This window comes from Rhodococcus sp. 06-221-2 (assembly GCF_002258365.1).
GTDB lineage: Bacteria > Actinomycetota > Actinomycetes > Mycobacteriales > Mycobacteriaceae > Rhodococcoides > Rhodococcoides fascians.
Window position 1 is genome coordinate 289,395 of sequence record NZ_NOYJ01000025.1, and the last position, 26,930, is coordinate 316,324.

1 protein-coding gene is annotated in these 26,930 nt (G+C 65.6%); it reads left to right on the forward strand.

What is annotated here, in order from left to right; translation table 11 throughout:
* The first annotated feature begins 165 nt into the window (after window positions 1–165).
* Window positions 166–26,919 carry a non-ribosomal peptide synthase/polyketide synthase gene (locus CH281_RS13940; RefSeq protein ID WP_179274191.1) on the forward strand — a complete coding sequence of 8,918 codons (26,754 nt, stop codon included), beginning with the start codon at window positions 166–168 and terminating at the stop codon, window positions 26,917–26,919.
* Window positions 26,920–26,930: the final 11 nt, after the last annotated feature.

The window sequence follows — 26,930 nt, forward strand, 5'->3', positions numbered from 1 at the left end:
GTGTGTGTGGACCGATACGAACGCAGACCAGAACGGACGCCAGAATTGCTCAATCGCGCGCAGACGCCGCCGCGGCCGGAGATCTCTCACCAGGCCGAAGGCTCCGATTCCACGGGTTCGACGTCGGCTTTTGCCGGTGCCTCCGTCCCGCCGAAAGGCAAGTGAATGCGCGCAGTGACCACCGGTGGCTCTCAGGTCCCGCCGACCGGAACAGGGTTCGACAATTCCTTCCCGCTGTCCTCGGCGCAGCGCGGAATGTGGTTTGCGCAACAACTCGCGCCTGACGTCGCTGTCTGTATCGCCCAATACGTCGATCTGCGCGGACCACTCGACATAGCGGTTCTCCAGGAGGCGTCGGCCCGCGCCGGGCACGAGTTCCAGTCGGCCTACCTACGCCTGGCCCAGATCGACGGGGAGCCGGTTCAGACGGTCGACCACGGCATAGATCAGTCGGTGCACTACCTGGATCTTCGCGGCGAAGACGATCCGATGGCGTCGGCGCTGGCGTGGATAGACGAGAACTACGTCAAGCCGGTCGACATGGAGAACGATCCGCTCGTCGACAGCTGGATTCTTCAGGTCGAGGACGAGCGCAACCTCTGGTACAGCAAGATCCACCACGTCGCCCTCGACGGCTACGGTGCCATGACACTGGTCCAGCGCACCGCTGCGCTCTATACCGCAGCGGTCGAGAATGTCGAACCCGAGCCGAACAAGGCAGCCGAACTTCGGCGACTGTACGACCTCGATCAGGAGTACCGGACGTCCACTCGTTTCGAGACGGACAAGGAGTACTGGACATCGAGGGCCGCGGGCATCCACGACGGTGCCACGCTGTCCAACACACCCGGTCGTACCATCGCGGCCAGCAAGCTGCGCAGTGTCGCACTGCCCGATGACGTCGTCACCGAACTCGAAGCGTCGGACTCGACGAAGGGTGGGACGGCCGCCGCGGTGTTCATCGCTGCATTCGGCTGTTACCTCTCGCGCATGACCGGGCGAGAAGACGTCCTGGTCAACATCCCCGTGTCCGCGCGCACCACGGCCCTCCTCCGTCGATCCGGCGGAATGTTGGTCAACGTCGCACCCATTCCGATGCGCGTCTCCGAGAAGGCCACCGTCGGTGAACTCGTACAGCAGGTACAGCTCGAGCTGATGGGTGCGTTGCGGCACCAGAGGTTCAGCATCGAAGATATCCGGCGCGAGTTGGCAGCAACGGGAAGCGACAAACAACTCGCCGGCCCGATGGTCAACATGATGCTGTTCCATCAGCAGATTCAGCTCGGCTCGATCGTCGGCGAATTCAACATCGTCACGTCCGGCCCGGTCGAGGACCTCCTCGTCAACGTTTACCAGAGTGGTACTCCCGCAAGAACATTCGTCGATTTCCGGGCAAACCCCAACCGCTACGACGACAACGACCTGACGACGCATCACTCCAGTTTCGTCGACATGGTCACCGAATTCATCGCCTCCGGGCCGGACGTACCCGTCCTGCAAGTTCATCCGGACAGCGCCCTCGAAGGTCGCCGCCGCCGTCGCGCTGCGGCGCACGTAGCCCACTGGGTCGATCGACTGGCCGATGCACCGGACCTGCTCGCGCTGCCGACCGACCGCCCCCGGCCTTCGCGCATCGGGCATGTTCGCGCGTCGCACGAGGTCGCCCTGGGGTCCGCAGCGTGGGATGCCGTGAGCCGACTCGCCGACGACAGCTCGACCACCCCGTTCGTCGTGCTCGAATCCGCTGTGGCCGTTCTTCTTTCGCGTCTCGCATCCACGGACGACGTCTCGATCGCAGTGCCCTCCGGCCGCGGCGAGACGGTTGTTCTGCGCACCCGCCCCGACGGCCGTCAGTCGTTCTCGGACTTCGTCGGCACCACCGCGGCAGAGTTCGTCGATGCGTCGGCCCACGCCGATGCCACCTTCGCCGAGATAGCCCGAGCACTCGGCTCGGCCGAAACCGGCTCGCACAACCCCCTCGCCCAGGTCGCGCTCCGCTTCGGGGAGTCTCCGCTTCCGCGCGACGGAATAGATTTCGATCTCGTCGTCACGGTTCACGAGTCCGAATCTCCGCATGTCGTCATCGATTACGCCACAGAACTGTTCGATGCCGGCAGTGTTGCTCAGATCGGTCGTCGTCTGGTGCGCATCGTCGACGCACTGACGAATGACCCACAGCGTGCCGTCGGTGACGTGGAGTTGCTCTCCGCCGCCGAACGTGCGCGTCTCGCTCCGGTTCGTGGTCCGCGTTCTGTTGCGGGTGTGGTGTTGCCGGAGTTGTTGGCTGGTGCGGTCGGTGTTGCTGGTGTCGGTGGTGTTGCGGTGGTGTCGGGTTCGCGGGTGCTCTCGTATGGGGAGTTGGATGCGGCGTCGTCGCGTGTGGCGCGGGTGTTGATGTCGTGTGGTGTGGGTCCGGGGTCGTTCGTGGCGTTGGCGTTGTCGCGGTCGGTGGAGTCCGTGGTGGCGGTGTGGGCGGTGGCGAAGGCCGGTGGTGCGTTCTTGCCGGTGGATCCGAATTATCCGGTGGATCGGATCGAGCACATGTTGGTCGATTCCGGTGCTGTGGTGGGTGTGACGTTGGGTGCGCATCTGGATGCGGTTGCGGGTGTGGGTGGGGTGTCGTGGGTGGTGCTCGACGATGCCGATGTGGTGGCGGATCTGGCGTTCGCTTCGCCTGCTCCGGTGTTGGATGCCGAGCGTTCGGGTGTGTTGCGTCTCGATGATGCGGCGTATCTGATCTATACCTCGGGGTCCACGGGTGTGCCCAAGGGTGTGGTGGTCACTCATCGTGGTGTGGGGAACTTGGCTGCCGAGGAGCGGGTTCGGTTCGGTGTGGGGCCGTCGTCTCGGGTGTTGGCGTTCGCGTCGCCGAGTTTCGATGCGTCGATTCTCGAGTTCGTGTTGGCGTTCTCGGGTGGGGCGACGATGGTGATTGCGCCGGCGATGGTGTTCGGTGGGGTGGAGTTGGCGTCGTTGCTCGCCGAGGAGCGGGTCACGCATGCGTTCGTGACTCCGGCGGCGTTGGCGTCGGTGGATCCGGTGGGGTTGGATTCGGTGGAGGTCGTGGTCACCGGTGGTGATGTGTGTGCGCCGGAGTTGGTGGCGCGGTGGGCGCCGGGTCGGCGGATGTTCAATGCGTACGGTCCGACGGAGGCGACGATCTTCTCGTCGATTTCGTCGGCGTTGGTGGTGGGGGAGTCGGTCGATATCGGTTCGCCGACGATCGGTTTCGCGGAGGTGGTGTTGGATGCGCGGTTGAATCCGGTGCCCGTGGGTGTGGTGGGTGAGTTGTATCTGGCGGGTCCGGCGTTGGCTCGTGGGTATCACGCGCGGTCGGGGTTGTCGGCGGAGCGGTTCGTGGCCAATCCGTTCGGTGGTGCGGGTTCGCGGATGTATCGCACCGGTGATGTGGTGCGGTGGAATGCCTCGGGTGCGTTGGAGTATGTGGGGCGCAGCGATTTTCAGGTGAAGGTGCGTGGTTTCCGCATCGAGTTGGGTGAGATCGATTCGGTGTTGGCGGCTGTGTCGGGTGTCGATTTCGTGGTCACTGTCGGGCGTGAGTCCGCGGCGGGGTCGACGGTGTTGGTGTCGTATGTGTTGCCGGTGGCCGGTGCGTCGTTCGATGCCGGTGTGCTGCGGGATCATGCGGCGTCGGTGCTGCCTGCGCACATGGTGCCCTCGGCGTTCGTGATGTTGGAGTCGATCCCGTTGACTCCGGCCGGCAAACTCGACCGCAAAGCCCTCCCCGAACCCGAGCTCGGTTCGCAGAGCACCACGGAGTCGCCGGAAACCGAGTACGAGGCGGCTGTGGCTGCCGTGTTCTGCGACGTACTGGAGCTCGATCGTGTCGGCGTCACCGACAGCTTCTTCGATCTCGGCGGAAACTCCCTTGTCGCAACACGTTTGATTGCGCGCGTCAACGCAGCTCTGGGTACGGATCTGCGGGTTCTCGATCTGTTCGAGGCATCGACGGTTCGCACCCTCGCCGACCGTGCGGAGTCGACGGGCGCATCGCTGCACCGTCGCCCGGCACTGGTTCCCGCCGATCGGCCGGAGTCCGTTCCGCTGTCGCTGGCGCAACAACGCATGTGGTTCATCAATCAGTTCGATGCATCGTCGCCTGCGTACAACATTCCTCTACTCGTTCGCCTGTCGGGCCGGCTGGACGTCGATGCGATGTCCGCTGCCGTCGGCGACGTGCTGACTCGACACGAGTCGCTGCGCACGGTGTTCCCCACAGTGGGCGACCTGCCGAATCAGGTGATACTTCCGCCCGAGAACGTCACCGGACCGAACCTTCCGCTCCGCGTCGTCGACGTGGCTGCCGATGCCGTCGACGCGCTCGTACGTAGCTCCGCCACAACGGGATTCGACGTCACCGTCGATCTCCCTTTCCGGGCGGTTCTGTACCGCACCGGCCCGGAGAGCTTCGTGCTCTCGATCGTGGTCCATCACATCGCTGCCGACGGTGCCTCGATGGCACCGCTCGCCCGCGACGTCATGGTCGCCTACAGTGCTCGATCCGCGGGTTCGCAGCCGGCGTGGACGCCACTGCCGGTGCAGTACGCAGACTTCGCGCTGTGGCAGCACGACGTGCTCGGCGACGAGAACGACCCCACGTCCGTGGCAGCACGCCAGATCGAATTCTGGAAGTCCGCGCTGACCGACCTTCCCGACGTACTACCGATGCCGCTCGACCGACCACGCCCCACCCGTCAATCGATGCGCGGCAGCGTCACACCGTTCACCATTCCGGCCGATGTCGCAGCTCGCCTGTCTTCGGTTGCTGCCGAACACGAGTCGACTCTGTTCATGGTGGTGCACTCCGCTCTGGCCGTGCTCCTCGCGCGCCTGAGCGGTACCCAGGACATCGCCATCGGCACCCCGATCGCCGGCCGAGGGGACGCAGCACTCGACGATCTCGTCGGAATGTTCGTCGGAACCCTCGTTCTTCGCACGCAGGTCGAGCCACAGGCCAGCTTCGCCGAACTGCTCGCCGGCGCTCGTAGCTCCGACCTCGCGGCCTTCGACAACACCGACATTCCGTTCGAGCGGCTCGTGGACGTACTCGATCCCGCCAGGTCGACCGATCATTCACCCCTGTTCCAGGTGCTCCTCGAATTCCAGAACAACGCCACCGCAGTGCTCGAGCTACCCGAACTCGTCGTCGAGTTCGAGGAAATCGGTACCGACACTGCGAAATTCGACCTGCAGCTTCGCGTCGACCAGGAACCGGTCGACGAGTCCGGCGCCCTGTCGGCGTCGTTCACGTACGCAACGGATCTGTTCGATCCCGAGACCATCGACCGTTTCGTCGACCGGTTCCTGAGGATCGTCGCGACCATCGGCAGCTCGACGGACATTCGTACCGGCGACATCGACATTCTGTCCCCGGCCGAACGAGAACTCGTACTGTTCGAGTGGAACGACACCGCACGTCTCATCGAGGATCCGGTCCACCGGCAGCTCCACACCGGGGCCGTCGACATGACTCTGAGCAGTCTGTTCGACCGTCAGGTGCTGCGCAGTCCGTACTCGACCGCCCTCGTCTTCGAGGACGAGCACATCACCTACCTGGAGCTGGACGAGCGCGCCAATCAGCTTGCACGGCATCTCATTTCACTGGGCGTGGGGCCCGAGTCCCACGTCGGGCTCGCGATCCGACGTTCGATCGATCTGCTAGTGGGCATGTATGCGATCGTCAAGGCCGGCGGTGCCTATGTACCGATCGACCCCGATCACCCGGTCGAGCGATCGTCCTACGTGCTGTCGAGCGCTCAGCCGGTGTGCATTCTCACCACGAGCCGCGATTGGATCGACATCGCGGTCGCCACTCCCGTTCTCGCGGTGGATCTTCTCGACGTCTCCGATCGCGACCGCTCCTCGATCACCGACCAGGACCGCCTCGGAAGCCTGCACGGAGCCAACACCGCCTACGTGATCTACACCTCCGGCTCCACCGGCCGACCCAAGGGCGTCGCCGTCACGCACTCGGCCATCGTGAACCGACTGCTGTGGATGCAGGACGAGTACCACCTCGCGCCCGCCGACACGGTGTTGCAGAAGACCCCGGCCACGTTCGACGTATCGGTGTGGGAGTTCTTCTGGCCCCTACAGGTCGGTGCCAAGCTCGTCGTGGCGGAGCCCGACGGCCATCGCGACCCGGTGTACCTGTCGAAGATCATCGCGGCCGAACACATCACCACCGCGCACTTCGTGCCGTCGATGCTCGCGGTGTTCGCAGCCGGAGCTCGGGCTGCGGACTGTGTGTCACTACGGCTCGTCTTCTGCAGTGGCGAAGCACTTCCGCCCGCCACCGCCGCGCAGTTCGCGCAGTTCTCCCAGGCCGAGCTGCACAACCTCTACGGTCCTACCGAGGCCGCCGTCGACGTCAGCTACTACCACGTCACCGGCCACGACGGCGTGTCCATTCCCATCGGTTCGCCGGTCTGGAACACCCGTCTGTACGTGCTCGACGCGTCGCTTCGACCGGCCCCGATCGGTGCTCCCGGCGAGCTGTACCTGGCCGGAGTTCAGCTCGCTCGCGGCTACGTCGGCCGCGGCGATCTCACCGCCGATCGCTTCGTCGCCGATCCGTTCGGCGAGCCGGGTGAACGTCTCTACCGCACCGGCGACCTGGTTCGTTGGCGCGCCGACGGCGAACTCGAGTACATCGGCCGTACCGACTTCCAGGTGAAGCTGCGTGGTCTGCGTATCGAGCTTCCCGAGATCGAAGCGGTGCTGCTGCGCTCGGAGTCCGTCGCCCAGGCAATCGCTCTGGTGCACAAGGATCCGAACACCGGCGAGACGTTGGTGGCCTACGTGGTCTCCGCATCCGGTCACGCGGTCGACTCGGCCGAGGTAATCGCCGAAGCCGGACGTCGGCTGCCGGGGTACATGGTGCCCTCGCATGTGGTCGTACTCGACTCACTTCCTCTCAATGCCAGCGGCAAGCTCGACCGAAAGGCACTGCCGGCCCCCGAGTTCACCGTTGCTGCGTCCGAATTCGTCGGACCGGAGAATCCGGTCGAAGAGATCGTCGCGGGCGTCTTCGCGGATCTGCTCGGCGTTGCACAGGTCAGCGCGACCTCGAGCTTCTTCGAGATCGGCGGCAACTCGCTGATCGCGATGCGCCTCGTCGCACGCGTCAATGCCGCCCTCGGAACCGACATCGGCATCCGAGATCTGTTCGATTCACCGACTGTTCGATCGCTGTCCGCGGGCATCGACGTCAGCGCACAGGACTCCGCACCGACGCCTCGGTTGGTGCCTCAGGAACGACCCGCGGTGGTGCCGCTGTCGCTGGCACAGCAGCGGATGTGGTTCATCAATCAGTACGACACCGAGTCGGCTGCCTACAACGTCGCGTTCGCGATGCGCCTGAGCGGCCTCCTCGACGTCGACGCGATGCGCTCGGCCATAGCGGACGTGCTCACACGCCACGAGTCTCTTCGAACGATGTTCCCGCTCACCGACGACGGCCCCGTGCAGTCCGTCCTCGACGTGGCATCGGCCGTTCCGGACCTGACTCCGGTTCCCGCAGAGGACGACCGGCAGGTCGCCGAGCTCATCGGCGCCGTCGCCGGTGCCGGATTCGACGTCGTGGCCGATGTTCCGTTGCGCGTCCGCCTGATCCGTCAGGACGAGAACGAACACGTACTCGTCATGGTGGTCCATCACATCTCGTCCGACGGCTTCTCCAGCGCGCCGCTCGCCCGCGACCTGATGGTGGCGTACAGCGCCCGAGCTGCAGGTCATGCGCCGAGCCAGGAACCGTTGCCGGTGCAGTACGCCGACTACGCGCTGTGGCAGCGCCGTTTCCTCGGCGAGGAATCCGATCCCGACTCCCTGATGGCGAAGCAGGTGACGTACTGGGTCGACGCGTTGGCGGGCAGCCCGGAAGTGCTGCCGTTGCCGACCGATCGCCCGCGTCCGGCAGTGGCGTCCTTGCGCGGCGACACCGTCTCGTTCGCGATCGATCCCGCAGTACATGCTCGGCTCGTGGCCGTTGCCGCGCAGCACAATTCGAGCTCGTTCATGATCGTGCACGCCGCTCTGGCCGTGCTGCTGGCACGGCTGTCCGGTACCGAGGACATTTCGGTCGGCACACCGATCTCCGGTCGAGGCGATGCCGCACTCGACGAGCTCGTCGGCATGTTCGTCAACACGCTCGTCCTCCGCACGCAGGTGCCCGGGTCGACTCCGTTCGAGGATCTGTTGGCGGATGTGCGCACCGTCGACCTGGCGGCCTTCACCCACGCGGACGTTCCGTTCGAGCGGGTCGTCGACGCCGTCGACCCCGCCAGGTCCACCGCTCACGCCCCGTTGTTCCAGGTGATGCTCGAGTTCCAGCACACCGATCGCCCGACGGTGACCTTGCCCGGGCTGTCGATCGAGGGCATCGAACTGCCCAACGACATCTCCAACTTCGACCTGCAGCTCACGGTCTCCGAGGAGTTCGACGCTTCCGGGAACCCGGTCGGCATCGAAGCCAGCTTCCGTTACGCCACAGAACTGTTCGATGCCGACACCGTGCGTGTCATGTCCGATCGTCTGGTGCGGATCCTCGACGCTGTGACGGCCACGCCGTCCGTTCGCGTCGGCGACATCGACATCCTCTCGACCGACGAGTACTCCGCGTTGGCTCCGGTTCGTGGTCCGCGTTCTGTTGCGGGTGTGGTGTTGCCGGAGTTGTTGGCTGGTGCGGTCGGTGTTGCTGGTGTCGGTGGTGTTGCGGTGGTGTCGGGTTCGCGGGTGCTCTCGTATGGGGAGTTGGATGCGGCGTCGTCGCGTGTGGCGCGGGTGTTGATGTCGTGTGGTGTGGGTCCGGGGTCGTTCGTGGCGTTGGCGTTGTCGCGGTCGGTGGAGTCTGTGGTGGCGGTGTGGGCGGTGGCGAAGGCCGGTGGTGCGTTCTTGCCGGTGGATCCGAATTATCCGGTGGATCGGATCGAGCACATGTTGGTCGATTCCGGTGCTGTGGTGGGTGTGACGTTGGGTGCGCATCTGGATGCGGTTGCGGGTGTGGGTGGGGTGTCGTGGGTGGTGCTCGACGATGCCGATGTGGTGGCGGATCTGGCGTTCGCTTCGCCTGCTCCGGTGTTGGATGCCGAGCGTTCGGGTGTGTTGCGTCTCGATGATGCGGCGTATCTGATCTATACCTCGGGGTCCACTGGTGTGCCCAAGGGTGTGGTGGTCACTCATCGTGGTGTGGGGAACTTGGCTGCCGAGGAGCGGGTTCGGTTCGGTGTGGGGCCGTCGTCTCGGGTGTTGGCGTTCGCGTCGCCGAGTTTCGATGCTTCGATTCTCGAGTTCGTGTTGGCGTTCTCGGGTGGGGCGACGATGGTGATTGCGCCGGCGATGGTGTTCGGTGGGGTGGAGTTGGCGTCGTTGCTCGCCGAGGAGCGGGTCACGCATGCGTTCGTGACTCCTGCGGCGTTGGCGTCGGTGGATCCGGTGGGGTTGGATTCGGTGGAGGTCGTGGTCACCGGTGGTGATGTGTGTGCTCCGGAGTTGGTGGCGCGGTGGGCGCCGGGTCGGCGGATGTTCAATGCGTACGGTCCGACGGAGGCGACGATCTTCTCGTCGATTTCGTCGGCGTTGGTGGTGGGGGAGTCGGTCGATATCGGTTCGCCGACGATCGGTTTCGCGGAGGTGGTGTTGGATGCGCGGTTGAATCCGGTGCCCGTGGGTGTGGTGGGTGAGTTGTATCTGGCGGGTCCGGCGTTGGCTCGTGGGTATCACGCGCGGTCGGGGTTGTCGGCGGAGCGGTTCGTGGCCAATCCGTTCGGTGGTGCGGGTTCGCGGATGTATCGCACCGGTGATGTGGTGCGGTGGAATGCCTCGGGTGCGTTGGAGTATGTGGGGCGCAGCGATTTTCAGGTGAAGGTGCGTGGTTTCCGCATCGAGTTGGGTGAGATCGATTCGGTGTTGGCGGCTGTGTCGGGTGTCGATTTCGTGGTCACTGTGGGGCGTGAGTCCGCGGCGGGGTCGACGGTGTTGGTGTCGTATGTGTTGCCGGTGGCCGGTGCGTCGTTCGATGCCGGTGTGCTGCGTGATCATGCGGCGTCGGTGCTGCCTGCGCACATGGTGCCCTCGGCGTTCGTGATGTTGGAGTCGATCCCGTTGACTCCGGCCGGCAAACTCGACCGCAAAGCCCTCCCCGAACCCGACTGGTCCGCTCAGGTCACCTCGGGACGCGACGCCGACAATGCCGTCGAGAAGACGCTCGCCGGTCTGTTCGCCGAGGTCCTCCGCCTCGATCGCGTCGGAGTCGACGACTCCTTCTTCGCGCTCGGCGGAGACAGCATCATGTCGATTCAGCTCGTCTCCCGCGCAAAAGCGGCAGGGCTGGCTCTGTCGCCGCGAGATGTGTTCGAGCACAAGACCGTTGCCGCACTGGCCGAGGTCGTCGCCGCCGGCGACGGGACCGTTCCGCTCGTGCTCGACGAGCTGCCCGGCGGCGGCGTCGGAGACGTCCCGCTCACCCCGATCGTGCACTGGATGCTCGACCGCACGTCGGTACTCGACAAGCACACGCAGACCGCCGTGCTGACATTGCCGTCCGATATCGAGCTCGACGTTCTCGAAGCAACCGTTCAGACCGTCCTCGATCACCACGACATGCTCCGTGCAGTTCTGCACCGCGCCGGAGAGCCGTCGATGGAGGTGCTCCCGATCGGTTCCGTGACGGCGCAGTCCGTCGTCCGCCGGGTGGAGTCGAACAGTGTTCGGGGACCGGAGTTCTCGGATCAGGCCAGGTCGGAAGCCGCTGCAGCAGTGGATCGTCTGGCACCCGATGCCGGTGTCATGATTCAGATGGTCTGGTTCGACGCCGGCTCCGAAGGCAGCCGACTGCTCGTCGTCGCGCACCACCTCGTGATCGACGGCGTCTCGTGGCGAATTCTCGTGCCCGACCTCGCGTCGGCGTGGGCTCAGATCATCGGCGGCAGCACACCGGAACTGGCCCCGGTCGGTACCTCGATGCGTCGTTGGGCGCACGGCCTGCGTGAGGTCACCGCAACGCGTTCGGACGAGCTCGCAGTATGGCGCGACGCGCTCGCCGATCCCGATCCGCTCATCGGTTCACGCGCACTCGACCGCGAGATCGACGTCTATCGAACGGTGGACAAGGTCGAGGTCACTCTGTCGACCGATGTCACCGAGGGCCTGTTGACGGCTCTGCCCGAGGCGTTCCACGGCAGCGTCAACGACGGTCTACTGGCCGCTCTGGCCCTGGCGACAGCCGTGTGGCGACGAAACCGCGGTGTCGTCGTGTCCGACGCACTGATCTCTCTCGAGGGCCACGGCCGTGAGGACCATGTGGTTCCGGGAGCCGATCTCAGCCGCACCATCGGTTGGTTCACCACCATCTACCCACTTCGACTGACGCTCGACGGGATCGACCTCGACGACGCTCTCGCCGGCGGGGACGCGGCAGCAGCGCTGGTCAAGTCCGTCAAGGAGCAGCTGCTCGCCGTTGCCGATCACGGCATCGGGTACGGCATGCTCCGCTACCTGGACGAGGAGGCCGGTGCGACACTGCGTGACTTCCCGGCACCCCAGGTCAGTTTCAACTACCTCGGTCGATACAGCACCGACGTTCCGGACGAGCTCCGCGGACATGGGTGGCTACCGGTCGACGACTCCGGCGTCGGCGATTCTCAGGACGAGGACCTGCCGGTCGCCGCTGCGCTCGACATCAACGCGGTCACCACGGCGACACCGACCGGGCCTCGGTTGGAGGCGACCTTCGCATTCCCGATGGGCGTGCTCGACGCCGACGAGGTCACCGAACTCGCCCAGTTGTGGAAGCAGGCTCTCACCGCGCTGACGCAGCTCGCTCAGCGGCCGGGGACCGGCGGGTTCACCCCGTCCGATCTCGATCTGGTGAGCCTCGACCAGAAGTCCATCGACGATCTCGAGCGGGTGTACCCGACTCTCGACGACATCTGGTCGATGACGCCTCTGCAGGCCGGTTTGCTCTTCCATGCCGAACTGTCGGATCAGTCCGTCGATGCCTACATCGTCCAGCTGGTGCTCGACCTCCGCGGGGACGTCGACGAGGCTCGCTTCCGCCGCGCTGCCCAGGCTCTACTGCGGCGCCACGCGAACCTGCGCACGGCGTTCGTGCACAACAACGACGGCGAATCCATCCAGATCGTGCATCACGACGTCGATGTGCCGTGGACCTCGGTCGATCTGTCGTCGCTGAGCGACGACGATCGCGCAGCCGAGCTCGAGCGAATCGAACACGACGACCGCGCAACGCGATTCAACATGGCACAGGCGCCGTTGTTGCGCTTCATGCTCGTGACACTGGCCCCGGGCGAGTGGCGTCTGGTGATGACCAACCACCACATCCTGCTCGACGGATGGTCGACGCCGCTGCTCCTCAAGGACCTGCTCACGCTCTACGTCGTGGACGGCGACGACGCCGTTCTTCCGCGCGTACCTGCGTACCGCGACTACCTGTCGTGGTTGTCGCGGCGTGATCACTCGGCAGCTCGTGCGGCATGGACGGAAGCCCTCGCGGGTCTCGCCGAACCCACCCTGCTGACGCCGGTCGAGAGCCGTCGCCAGGAGTCGACATTGGCCGGCCGCGCGTTGGTTTCCCTGGACATCGAGCAGACCGAACGACTGCGCAGTCTCGCCCGGGCACGCGGCATCACGATGAACTCGATGGTGCAGGCTTCGTGGGCGATGGTGCTGGGCACGTTGACCGGTCGCACGGACGTAGTGTTCGGTGCCACCGTCTCGGGACGTCCGCCGGAGGTCTCGGATATCGAGTCCATGGTCGGTCTGTTCATCAACACGCTGCCGGTGCGCATCGTGCTGGATCCAGCCGAGACACTCGGCCAGTACCTCGATCGGGTGCAGGCCGAACAGGCTTCGCTGCTCGATCACCATTACCTGGGCCTGACCGATATCCAGCGTGCCGTCGGTCCCGCGGTCGCGTTCGACACGCTCACCGTGTTCGAGTCGTATCCGATGGACCGCGCGGGTCTATCGGCCGAGACCGATCTCGCCGGCATGCGGGTGCACGACGTGCACGATGGCAGCGACACCGCACAGTATCCGCTGACCCTGGTCGCGATGGTCGACGACCGATTGCACATCGAAGCCAAGTACCTGCCCGAGCTGTTCGAGCACAGTGTCGTCGTCGCCACCGTCGATCGAATCGTGCGTGTTCTCGAGGCGATCGCGACCGACACCGACCAACGGGTCGCATCGCTGTCGCTGCTGTCCTCGGAGGAATCGAACAGGCTGGCCCCGGTACGTGGTCCCTCTTCCACGACCGAGCGCCTCCTGCCGGACATCCTCACCGATGCTGCTGCCCGCAACCCCGGTGGTACGGCAGTGTGGAGCGCAGGTCGGACACTGACCTACACCGAATTGGACACTCGGTCGTCTGCGCTGGCGCGTGCGTTGATCGCCCGCGGAGCAGGTCCGGAAACCGTTGTGGCACTTGCTTTGCCGCGCTCCATCGAATCGGTTCTCGCAATCTGGGCCGTGGCCAAGACCGGTGCGGCCTTCCTGCCGATCGATCCGAGTTACCCCCGTGATCGAGTCGAGCACATGCTGGTCGACTCCGGCGCGTCCATCGGCGTCACGTCGACCGAGCACGTCGGTGCCGTCGAGGGTCTGGGCTCGGCTGCGTGGTCCGTCCTCGACCACGACGACACTCGCCGCGATCTCGCGAACCGTTCGACCGCACCGGTTCTCGACTCCGACCGCACTCGACCGGTACACATCGATCAGGTCGCGTACCTGATCTACACCTCCGGCTCCACCGGAGTTCCCAAGGGCGTCACCGTCACTCATCGCGGCCTGGCCAACCTGGCCGAGGAAGAACGGTCTCGTTTCGAGGTGACTCCGAACGCTCGGGTTCTCGCATTCGCGTCACCGAGCTTCGATGCATCCATTCTCGAGCTGGCCATGGTGATCTCGGGTGCCGCCACGATGGTGATCGCACCCACCTCCGTCTACGGCGGCGTGGAGCTCGGCGAGCTCCTGGCGCAGCAGCACGTCACGCATGCGTTCGTGACTCCCGCGGCCCTCGCATCGGTGGACCCCGATGGTCTGACCGAACTGAGCGTCGTTGCAACCGGCGGCGACGTGTGTCCGCCCGAGCTCGTCGCACGGTGGGCACCGGGCCGGCGCATGTTCAATGCGTACGGCCCCACGGAGGCCACCATCTTCTCCTCCGTCAGTGACCAGCTGCACGTGGGCTCGCCCATCGATATCGGCTCGCCGACAATCGGTTTCGGCGAAGTAGTGCTGGATTCGCGTCTGCATCCGGTACCGGTCGGTGTCGCAGGAGAGCTCTACCTCGCCGGCCCCGCCCTGGCGCGTGGCTACCATTCGCGATTCGGTCTGACGGCAGAGCGGTTCGTCGCGAACCCGTTCGGCGAGCCCGGCGAGCGTATGTACCGAACCGGCGACGTCGTGCGGTGGACCGAGTCGGGCACCCTCGAGTACGTCGGACGCAGCGACTTCCAGGTCAAGGTGCGCGGTTTCCGTATCGAGCTCGGCGAGATCGACGCGGTGCTGACCGATGATCCGACAGTCGAATTCGCTACGACGATCGGTGTCGACGGACCTGCCGGAAACACGATCCTGGTCGCCTACGTTCTTCCGCGGCCCGGCCACGAAATCGATGTGACGACGCTGCGCACTCGGGCGTCGAGTTCGCTTCCGACACACATGATTCCGACGGCGTTCGTTGCCCTGGAGTCGATCCCGCTCACGCCCGCGGGCAAGCTCGATCGACAGGCGCTGCCCGCCCCGGATCTGCACCTCGGCAGCGACTCGCGCGCTCCTCGCAACGAGACCGAGCGGATCATCGCCGACATCTTCGGCGAGGTTCTCGGCGTGGGCAGCGTCGGCATCGACTCGAGCTTCTTCGATCTCGGTGGAGACTCGCTGAGCGCCACCCGCCTCACCGCTCGGGTGAATGCAGCCCTCGACACCGCTGTCAGCGTTCGTGCGTTGTTCGAGGCACCCACGGTCGAGTCGTTGGCGGTGCGAGTGCACAGCAACCCGGCCGGTGCCGCGCGCCGTCCGGCGCTCACTGCGAAGCCTCGCCCGAGCTCGATTCCATTGTCGATGGCTCAGCAGAGAATGTGGTTCATCAACCAGTTCGACGTCGACTCGGCCGCCTACAACATCCCGCTCGCGGTTCGATTGACAGGCCGTCTCGACATCGAGGCAATGAACGCTGCGATCGGTGACGTGCTGGCGCGGCACGAGTCGCTGCGCACCGTGTTCCCCTCGCACGGCGATCGCCCCGAGCAGCACATTCTCGGCACCGACGCGGCAACGACCGATCTGCACGTCGTCGACGTCGATGCCAACGAGATCGTCACCGCGATCTCGTCCGCTGCCGCCCGCGGATTCGACGTGTCGAAGGACCTGCCCTTCCGGGCCGTTCTGTACCGGACGGCACCCGAGGATTTCGTGCTGTCGATCATCGTGCATCACATTGCCGCCGACGGCGCGTCCATGGCACCGCTGGCCCGAGACGTCATGGTGGCGTACGGATCTCGCGTGTCGGGAGTAGCTCCGATGTGGGCACCGCTCGACGTTCAGTACGCCGATTTCGCGATGTGGCAACGCTCGGTCCTCGGCGACGAGTCCGACCCGAGCTCGGTGGCAGCACAGCAGCTGGAGTTCTGGAAGTCCACTCTCGCGGATCTACCCGAGCTGCTGCCGCTTCCGCTCGACCATCCTCGCCCGGCACGGCAGTCGATGCGCGGCAACAGTGTTCGGTTCGAGATCGAGCCAGACGTCCACGCCGGCCTGGTGGACCTCGCCCGCGCGAACGACGCGACCGTCTTCATGGCCATGCATGCAGCATGGTCGATCCTCATGGCTCGTCTCAGCGGGACCGAGGACATCGCAGTCGGCACGCCCATCGCCGGGCGTGGCGACGCGGCGCTCGACGATTTGGTCGGCATGTTCGTCGGGACTCTGGTTCTGCGCACCGAGGTAGCGCCCGATCTCTCGTTCACCGAGCTGCTCCGCCGGACCCGTACCGCGGACCTGGCGGCGTTCGACAACACCGACGTGCCGTTCGAGCGTCTCGTCGACGTCCTCGATCCGGCCCGTTCCACCGATCACTCGCCGTTGTTCCAGGTACTGCTCGAATTCCAGAACAACACCTCGGCGGCACTGGAGCTACCCGAACTCACCGTCGAGGCCGTCGACATCGACGCCCACGTCGCGAAGTTCGACCTCCAGCTGACCGTCGCGGAACGGTTCGACGACTCCGGTGCTCCGGCGGGTATGACCGCTGCGATCACCTACGCGGTCGACCTGTTCGACGAGATCTCCGTGGACGAGTTCTCGACTCGATTCGGTGCCGTCCTCGCCGGCGTGACCGCCGATCCCGATCGTGCTGTCGGCGACATCGACATCCTGTTGCCGGGTGAATTCGACGCCATGGCCCGGCAATGGAACCACGACGGACACACGGCGACCGATGCGACACTGGCCGACCGCTTCGCCGCTGCCGCGGCGCAGTTCCCCGAAGCACAGGCAGTCGTGTTCGGCGATCGCTCGCTGACCTACGCCGAGCTGGACGACCGCTCGAACCGACTTGCACGAATCCTCGTTGCTCGGGGTGTGACGTCGGAGTCACTGGTGGCGGTTGCGATGCCGCGCACCGAGGAGCTGATCGTTGCTCTGCTGGCGGTCGTCAAATCCGGCGGCGGCTACCTCCCGATCGACGTCGGCTATCCGGCCGATCGGCTCGCTTTCATGCTCGACGACGCGTCACCGGTCTGTGTCATCTCCACCGTCGCCGACAGTGCATCGGTGCCTGCCTCCGATGTCGAGATGCTGCTGCTCGATGGACCCGAAGCGGTCGACGAGATGGCAAGCGCGTCCGGAGCCCCACTGACCGACGCCGACCGCATCGGCACCACCGATGCCGATTCGATCGCCTACGTCATCTACACCTCCGGCAGTACCGGACGTCCCAAGGGTGTGCAGATCGCGCACCGTAACGTCGCGACGCTGTTCGCGAACACCACGGATCTGTTCCACTTCGACGACCGCGACGTGTGGACCATGTTCCACTCCTACGCGTTCGACTTCTCGGTGTGGGAACTGTGGGGACCACTGCTGCACGGCGGCACTCTCGTGGTCGTCGACTACTACACCGCACGCTCGCCGGAACTGTTCCGCGAGTTGCTGATTCGTGAGAAGGTCACGGTCCTCAACCAGACGCCGACGGCGTTCTACCAGTTCGCCGAAGCCGATCGTGTGGCAACCGCCGCCGGTGGATCCGCCGACGGATCGGACGCACTGTCGCTGCGGTACGTCATCTTCGGTGGAGAAGCACTCGATCTCGGGCAGCTCGGTCGCTGGTACGCACGGCACGAGGAGACCTCGCCGACCCTGGTCAACATGTACGGCATCACCGAGACGACGGTCCACGTGAGCCACCTGGCTCTGACCGAGCAGTTCGCGGCGTCCGCTTCGGCCAGCGTCATCGGCCAGGCGATCCCGGCGCTGCGTGTCGCCGTACTCGACACCCGCCTCAATCCTGTTCCGCCCGGCGTCGTCGGGGAGATGTACGTGTCCGGGGCACAGCTCTCTCGCGGATACCTCGGCCGAGCAGGGCTGTCCGCAACACGTTTCGTTGCCGACCCCTCCGGCGATGCGGGTGCGCGTATGTACCGCACCGGTGACACCGCCAGGTGGAATCGCGATGGGGCTCTCGAATACCTGGGTCGAAGCGACATGCAGGTCCAGTTGCACGGCTTCCGTATCGAACTGGGCGAAATCGAAAGCGCGCTACTGGCATTCGACGGGGTAGCGGCTTCCGTGGTCGCCGTCCGCGACGACGGTTTCGGTGATCGCCTGATCGGCTACGTCGTGGCCGAGGCCGGTCGCGCGCTCGACCATGCGGCCGTTCTCGACTTCGTGGGCAACTCGTTGACTTCGTACATGGTGCCCGCAGCGTTGATCGTCCTGGACGAGTTGCCGCTGACCGCCAACGGCAAACTCGATCGCCGTGCACTCCCGGCACCGGACTTCTCGGCAAACGTCACCGAAAGCCGTTTGCCTGCAACCGAAGTCGAATCGATCCTGGCCGGTCTCTTCGCGGACGTTCTCGGGCTCGATACCGTCGGCGTCGACGATTCGTTCTTCGCACTCGGCGGCGACAGCATCATGTCGATCCAGTTGGTCTCGCGCGCCAAGGCCGCCGGGCTGGTGCTGGCTCCCCGCGACATCTTCGAGCGCAAGACCGTGGCCGCTCTCGCCGAGGTCGCTGTTCTCGGCGGCGACGCCGTGGTGCTCGAAGAACTCGACGGTGGGGGAGTCGGCCCGATGCCGCTCACCCCGGTCGTGCGGTGGATGTTGGACCGCAGCACCGAATTCGGCCGTTACACACAAACAGCGCTGCTTCAGCTTCCGGTCGGCATCGAGCGCGAGACGCTCGAACGCACGGTGGCAGCGGTGCTCGATCGTCACGACATGCTGCGTGCGCGCCTCTACCAGGACGCGGACGGGGAGTGGCACGAGGAAGTGTCTCCGGTCGGAACAGTCTCGGCTGCGAGCGTCCTTCACGCGGTCTCGGTCGAATCCGTCGACGGCCCCGAATTCTCCGTCGTTGCCGCGGCCGAGCTCGACGCCGCTGCCGATCGTCTGGTTCCGGCCGACGGCGTCATGGTGCAGATGGTGTGGTTCCAGAGCCCCAATGGCTCGGGTCGACTGCTCGTCGTCGCCCACCACCTCGTGATCGACGGCGTGTCCTGGCGTATTCTGGTCCCCGACCTCGCCACGGCATGGAGTCGGATCGTCTCCGGCCAGGAGCCTGAACTGGCTCCGATCGGTACGTCGATGCGTCGGTGGTCCACCGGACTCACCGAGGTCACGGCCGCCCGAACCGACGAGCTAGGACTGTGGCGTCGGATCCTCGACGGAGCCGACCCGACAATCGGTTCTCGCCCGCTCGACAAGAGAATCGACGTCGACGCCACCGTGCAGCGTGTCCGCACGTCTCTGCCGGTCGAGGTCACCGAGCGCCTGTTGACCACTGTCCCGGACGTGTTCCGCGGCAGCGTCAACGACGGCCTGCTGGCTGGTTTGGCTCTGGCCCTGACGGCGTGGCGTCGCGAACGCGGCGATGCGGTGCGGGACGCTCTCGTGACTCTCGAGGGCCACGGCCGCGAGGACGCGGTGGTGCCCGGTGCCGATCTCGGTCGGACCGTCGGCTGGTTCACCACCATCTTCCCCGTGCGTCTCGATCTCGGGTCGCTCGACGTCGCCGACGCTCTGGCAGGCGGCGCGTCGGCCGGTGCCCTGGTCAAGACCATCAAGGAACAGCTGCTCGAGATCCCCGATCACGGCATCGGCTACGGCATGCTGCGGTACCTCGATTCCGCTGCAGCCGAGGCTCTGTCCGGCTTCGCCGCACCACAGGTCAGCTTCAACTACCTCGGCCGGTTCTCCACCGGATCCACCGAAGGCATGGACGACGTGGGTTGGATCCCGGTGGCCGACGCAGAGCTCGGCGACGCGCAGAATCCGGACATGCCGGTGCCTGCGGCGCTGGACATCAACGCTGTCACCACCTCGACCCCCGACGGCCCGCAGCTCGACGCGACGTTCGCCTTCCCCGCGGGCGTTCTCGACGCCGACGAGGTCGGCAGGTTGATCGAACTGTGGGCGCAGGCCCTCACCTCGATCACCGAGCACGCCTCGGCCGACGGTGCGGGCGGCTTCACGCCGTCGGATCTCGAGCTGGTCGACATCGATCAGACATCCATCGATGCTCTGGAAGAGCAGTTCCCGAATCTCGACGACGTGTGGTCGTTGTCGCCTCTGCAGGCCGGCTTGCTGTTCCACGCTCGCCTGGCCGGCGAAATCGGAAGTGCCGGCTCAGGTGTCGACGCGTACATGGTTCAGCTGGGCCTCGAGCTCCGGGGAACTGTCGATGCGACGCGGATGCATGCTGCCGTCGACAAACTGGTCTCTCGCCATCCCAACCTGCGAGCAGCGTTCGTACACAACAGCAACGGCGAGTCACTGCAGATCGTGCAGAGTTCGGTCACTGTTCCGTGGTCCGAGATCGACCTTCGGGGGGAGCCCGATGTCGAGGTGGCCCTCGAGGCAGTTCTCGAGGCCGACCGTGCGGTGCGCTTCGAGATGGACCGGGCACCGCTGCTGCGGTTCACGCTCATCACCCTGGCCGACGATCACTGGCGTCTGCTGCTGACCAACCACCACATCCTGTTGGACGGATGGTCGACGCCTCTGGTCGTCAAGGAACTCATCACGCTCTACGTCACCGAGTCCGACGACTCGATGCTGCCGCGCATTCCTGCTTACCGGGACTACCTGGCGTGGATGCGCCAACGCGACGTGGCGATCTCCACTGCGCAATGGGTCAGTGCCATGGCCGGCGTGGAAGAACCCACGCTGTTGGTCACCGACGATCGTGGCCGGCAACTGTCCACCGTGTCGCAGGAGACCGAGCGGTCGTTGTCGGTCGAGACCACCGCGGCACTGCGTGACTTCGCTGCTCGCCGTGGATCGACCCTCAACACCCTCGTCCAGACCGCATGGGGCGTCGTGCTGGCCACCCTCACCGGACGTGAGGACGTCGTGTTCGGTGCGACGGTGTCGGGTCGTCCGCCGGAGGTTCCGGGTATCGAGGGCATGATCGGGCTGTTCATCAACACCCTGCCCGTCCGGGTCACGCTCGACCGGAGCGAAACGCTGGGTGCACTGGTCGATCGGGTTCAGGCCGAGCAGGCATCGCTGTTGGATCACCACTACCTCGGCCTGACCGACATCCAACGCGCAGCGGGTGCAGGCGTGGCTTTCGACACCTTGACGGTGTTCGAGTCGTACCCCGTCGACCGGGCCGGCGCTTCTGCGGCAACCGATTTCGCCGGCATGCAGGTCACCGACATTCTCGGAACCGACGCAGCGCACTACCCGCTGACTTTGGTTTCGTCGGTCGACGAGCGCCTGAACCTGAAGGCGAAGTACCTGCCGGAACTGTTCGACGTCGATGCCGTGCACGCCATCGTCGATCGCGTCGAGCGTGTCCTCGACGCCGTGCTCGAGGACGAACAGCAGCCACTGGGACGGCTGCGACTCCTCGGTGACGCCGAGTTCGCCTCGCTGGCACCGGTGTTCGGACCCGATGGACGCTCGGCCCGGCTGCTGCCGGAGATCTTCTCCGACGCTGCCGCGGTGAACCCGGACGCCATCGCACTGCGCAGCACCGACGGCGAAATGACGTACCGGGAGTTGGACCGTCGGTCCAACCGACTCGCTCGAATTCTGCTGGGCCACGGCGTGCGCACCGAGACCTTCGTGGCACTCGGTATCGCACGATCGATCGAATCGGTGCTGACGGTCTGGGCCGTCGCAAAATCCGGCGCGGCATTCGTACCGGTGGATCCCAACTACCCGGCCGATCGCATCGAGCACATGCTGGCCGACTCCGGTGCCACGTTCGGCGTCACCACCCGCGCCCATCTCGACGACCTGCCGTCGACCGTGCCCTGGATCGTCCTCGACGATCTGGCGACGGACGGCCCGAACGCAGTGAGCGACGAGCCGATCGACGCCACCGAGCGGAACGGACGCATCGCCTTCGAAAGCGCGGCGTACACCATCTACACCTCGGGTTCGACGGGTGTGCCCAAGGGTGTCGTCGTCACGCACTCCGGTCTCGACAACTTCGCAACCGAGCAGCGCGAGCGATACCGAATCACCAAGGACTCACGCACACTGCACGTCTCGTCCCCGAGTTTCGATGCATCCGTGCTCGAGTACCTACTCGCCTTCGGCGTCGGCGCGACGATGATCATCGTGCCGCCCACCGTGTACGGCGGCGACGAACTCGCGGCACTGTTGGCAGCGGAGTCGGTCACCCACGGCTTCATCACCCCGTCGGCTCTGGCGTCGGTCGACCCGAGCGGGCTCGACACGTTCGCCGACGTCGTCGTCGGTGGCGAGGCCGTACCGGCCGAGTTGGTCGCGAAGTGGGCACCGGGCCGGAATCTCTACAACGGTTACGGTCCGACCGAGGCCACGATCATGTCCAACATCAGCACGCCGATGACTGCAGGTGACACCGTCTCGATCGGTGGTCCTGTTCGCGGCGTGTACGAGGTGGTGCTCGATTCACGGCTGCAGCCCGTTCCTGTCGGCGTCGCAGGTGAGCTCTATCTCGCGGGTGTCGGACTCGCCCGCGGTTACCACGATCGATTGGGCCTGACGGCGGAGCGATTCGTCGCCGACCCGTTCGGCGCGCCCGGCTCGCGGATGTACCGCACCGGAGACGTGGTGCGGTGGTCGCCGGATCTGACGATCGAATACGTCGGTCGAAGTGATTCGCAGGTCAAGGTTCGCGGCTTCCGCATCGAACTCGGCGAGATCGACGCGGCACTCGCATCGCATCCGTCCGTGGACTTCGCCGCGACCTTCGGCACTCCGGGTCCCTCGGGAGCGACCGTCCTGGTGTCGTACGTACGAACCACCGAGGGCGCGGCGGACGCGTTCGATACCGGTGTCCTGCGTGACCACCTGGCCGGCATGTTGCCGTCGCACATGGTTCCCGCAGCCATCGTGGTGCTCGACGCCATTCCGCTCACGCCGGTCGGAAAACTCGATCGGTCCGCGTTGCCGGTGCCCGAGTTCGGGTCGGCAACGTCGTACCGCGAGCCGAGCACGCCGGCCGAGCTCACCGTGGCCGCCGTGTTCGCCGAGATTCTCGACGTCGATCGGGTCGGTGCCGACGACAGCTTCTTCGAGCTCGGTGGAGACTCGCTCAGCGCCACGCGCGTCATCGCCCGCGTCAACGCCGAACTCGGCACCACGATCGGCGTGCGCACGATCTTCGAGATGCCGACTGTCGCCGGATTGGCGAGCGCGGTCGGCGCAACGTCCACACGGACGCAGCGTCCGAATCTCGTTGCGACACAACGTCCTGATCACATCCCGCTGTCTCTCGCACAGCAACGCATGTGGTTCATCAACCAGTTCGACACCACCTCGGCGGCGTACAACGTGCCACTGGTCGTCAAGTTGACCGGGCAGCTCGATACTGCGGCCCTCGCCGCGGCAGTCGTCGACGTCCTCGAGCGGCACGAATCGCTGCGGACGACGTTCCCGGACGGACCGGACTTCCCGGTCCAGCTCGTACATCCGGCCTTCGAGGTGGCTCCGGTGGTCGAGCCGGAATCGATCGACGCCGGTGTGCTGACCGACCGGGTGGCGCACCTGGCGGGTCGTGGATTCGACGTGACCACCGAGATTCCGGTGCACGTCGAGCTGTTCCACGTCGTCGGTGCCGATACCGATGCCGATCCCGTCTTCGTGCTGGCGATGGTGGTGCATCACATCGCGGCCGACGGAGCCTCGATGGCACCGCTGGCACGAGACGTGGTGCTCGCGTACTCGGCGCGCACCACGGGAGCAGCGCCGGGCTGGGATCCCTTGCCGGTGCAGTACGCCGACTACACGCTGTGGCAGCGTTCGTTGCTCGGCGACGAGAAGGACGAGTCGAGCGTGGCCGCGGCCCAGCTCGAGTACTGGTCGACAGCGCTCGCAGGTCTACCCGATCTGCTGCCGTTGCCCACCGATCGCCCGCGGCCCACCACGCAGGATTTCCGGGGTGGCCGGGTTCGCTTCACCGTCGACGCCGAGATCCATCGGGCACTCGTCGAGATCACCCGCGAGCAGAACGTCAGTATGTTCATGGTGTTGCACGCCGCGTTCGCGGTGGTGCTGGCGCGCCTGAGCGGTACCGACGACATCGCGATCACCACTCCGGTGGCAGGGCGCGGCGACGCGGCACTGGACGATCTCGTCGGCATGTTCGTCAACACCTTGGTGTTGCGCAGCCGGATCGACGACTCCACCTCGTTCGTGGATCTGCTCGCGCAGGTGAAAGCACACGACCTCGACGCCTTCGATCACACCGAGATGCCGTTCGAGCGCATCGTCGAGGTGCTCAATCCCACGCGATCGACGGCGTATCCACCGCTGTCGCAGGTGGCGTTGTCGTTCCAGAACAACGAGAAGGCGTCCCTCGAGCTACCGGATCTGCGCGTGGAGGGCTTCGACTTCGACGTCCCCGTGGCCAAGCAGGATCTGCAACTCCTGGTGTCCGAGACCTTCGACGACGACGGGCGACCGACCGGATTCGAGGCAGCGTTCGATTACGCCACCTCGCTGTTCGACGCGTCCACCGTCGATGCGATCGCGGCGCGACTGGTTCGCGTACTCGACGCCGTCGGCAACGATCGACTCACCGCGGTGGGGGATATCGACATTCTCGGTGCCGACGAGAAGCAGGCTCTGGCACCGGCTCGCGGGTCGGCCGACGTCGCGTTGCGAACGTGGCCGGAAATGCTCGCCGCCTCGGTGGCGCTCGACCCGTACGCGGTCGCCGTCACGTATCGGGGCGTGAGCCTGTCCTACGCCGACCTCGACAGTTGGTCGAACCGAATCGCGCGAATGCTCATCGACTACGGCGTCGGACCGGAAACGTTCGTCGCCTTGGCACTGCCTCGGTCCATCGAGTCGGTTCTGTCGGTGTGGGCGGTCGCCAAGACCGGTGCGGCATTCCTGCCGGTCGACCCGAACTACCCGGCCGACCGCATTGCGCACATGCTCGAAGATTCGCGTGCGGCAATGGGATTGACCGACGTCGACAGTCGGCAGTCGCTGCCCGACACCGTGCCGTGGCTCGTCCTGGACGATCCCGAGACGTCATCGGAGCTCTCTCGCTATCCCGTGGCCGCAGTCACCGATGCCGAGCGCACCGCGACGCTGCACCTCGACCACCCGGCATACCTGATCTACACCTCGGGTTCGACCGGTCGCCCGAAGGGCGTCGCAGTGCGGCACCGGGGCCTGGCCAACCTGCAGGCCGAGGTGATCGATCGATTCCGTCCCACCCGAGACTCGCGGGTGTCGCACATCGCCTCGCCGAGTTTCGACGCCTCGGTGTACGAGCTCACGATGGCGTTCGGCGTCGGCGCCACCGTGGTGATCGTGCCGCCGGGAACGTTCGGTGGCAGCGAACTGGCCGACCTGCTCGAATCGGAACATGTCACACACGCGTTCCTGACTCCGGCGGCGTTGTCCTCGATCGACGAGACGCGTTTGGGCACGGTCCGCGTCCTCGCCGTCGGCGGCGAGGCCTGCACTCCGGAGCTGGTGGCGAAGTGGGCACCGGGCCGCAAGATGTTCAACGGCTACGGCCCGACCGAGACGACCATTCAAGCGAGTGTCGGCGGTCCGTTGATGCCAGGCGGCACGGTGGACGTCGGCCGGCCGGGTACCGGATTCCGGTTCCTCGTGCTCGACGCACGTCTGCGGCCGGTCCCGGCCGGGGTGTCGGGCGAGCTGTACATCGCAGGCCCCGGTACGGCACGTGGTTACCTGCGACGGTTCGGGCTCACGTCCGAACGCTTCGTCGCCGACCCGTTCGGTACCGCCGGTGAGCGGATGTACCGAACCGGTGACGTCGTGCGCTGGGGGAGTACCGGTGTGCTCGAGTTCGTCGGACGCAGCGACTTCCAGGTCAAGGTCCGCGGATTCCGTATCGAGCTCGGCGAGATCGACTCCGCGCTCACCGATCACGACGAGGTCGGCTTCGCGGCGACCATCGGTCACAATGCGGCGTCGGGAGATACGGTTCTCGTGTCCTACGTCCTGCCGGCCGAGGGTGCATCGGTGGACGTCGAGGCATTGCGCGACAGTGTCGCGACCGTTCTTCCGCGCCACATGGTCCCGTCGACGATCATCGAACTCGCCGACATCCCACTCACTCCGGTGGGCAAGCTGGATCGACGCGCGCTCCCGGTGCCGGAACTGACGGTGTCGACGACGCCGTATCGGGCACCGAGTACCGATCTCGAAGCAGCCATCGCCGACGCGTTCGCCGAGGTGTTGGGTGTCGAACGAGTCGGCATGGACGACAACTTCTTCGAGCTCGGTGGCACGTCGCTGGTGGCAACCAAGATCGGCCCGGCCATCGAGAACGCGGTCGGAGTTCGCGTCCCGCTTCAGGCGTTGTTCGTCGATCCGACCCCGGCAGGGCTCGCGGCTCGGGTCGCGTCGGACGTCGATTCGTCCGGTGCGCAACTGGATTCGGTGTTCGGAGTGGTCATCCCACTGCGCAGCACAGGTTCCAAGGAACCGCTGTTCTGCGTCCATCCCGGAATCGGGTTGTCGTGGGGCTATGCGGGCCTGGTGTCCCAGATCGGTGACGACCGTCCCGTGTACGGCCTGCAGTTGCCCAGCATCGTGGAAGGCACGCCGTTCGGCTCGATTCGAGACCTCGCGCACCGGTACGCCGACGAGATTCGGGCTGTCCAGCCGGTCGGTCCGTACCACCTGCTCGGGTGGTCGCTCGGTGGTTCGCTCGCCCATGCGATCGCCGTGGAACTACGCAGCACCGGCAGCGAAGTGCAGACTCTCGCGTTGCTGGACAGCTACGTCGACGGCCATGACGAGACGGCCGACGGTGAGCTGAGCGTCGAGAACCTGCTCGCGGGTCTGGGGCTGGATCTGACTGCTCAGGCGTCGTCCGAGCCGTTGACCTACGAACGTGGTGTCGAACTGCTCGACGAATCCCTGGGGCAGACCACCGGTGTCACGGCGGATCATTTGCGCAGAATCAATGCAGGATTCGAGAACTCGACGCGAATCATGGCCGAGTTCATCCCGGACGTGTTCGACGGAAATGTTTTGTTCTTTTCTGCAACGAAAGGCGCGAGTGACGGAATTGTTCGGTCACCACAGGAATGGCGACCGTACGTGTCAGGAGATATCGTCATCCACGGTGTGGACGTTTTCCACAACGAAATGACCAATCCCGATGCTGTCTCGGTGATCGGTCCGGTTGTCGACGCACATCTGGGCAATACATATCCATAACGTTTGCGAGT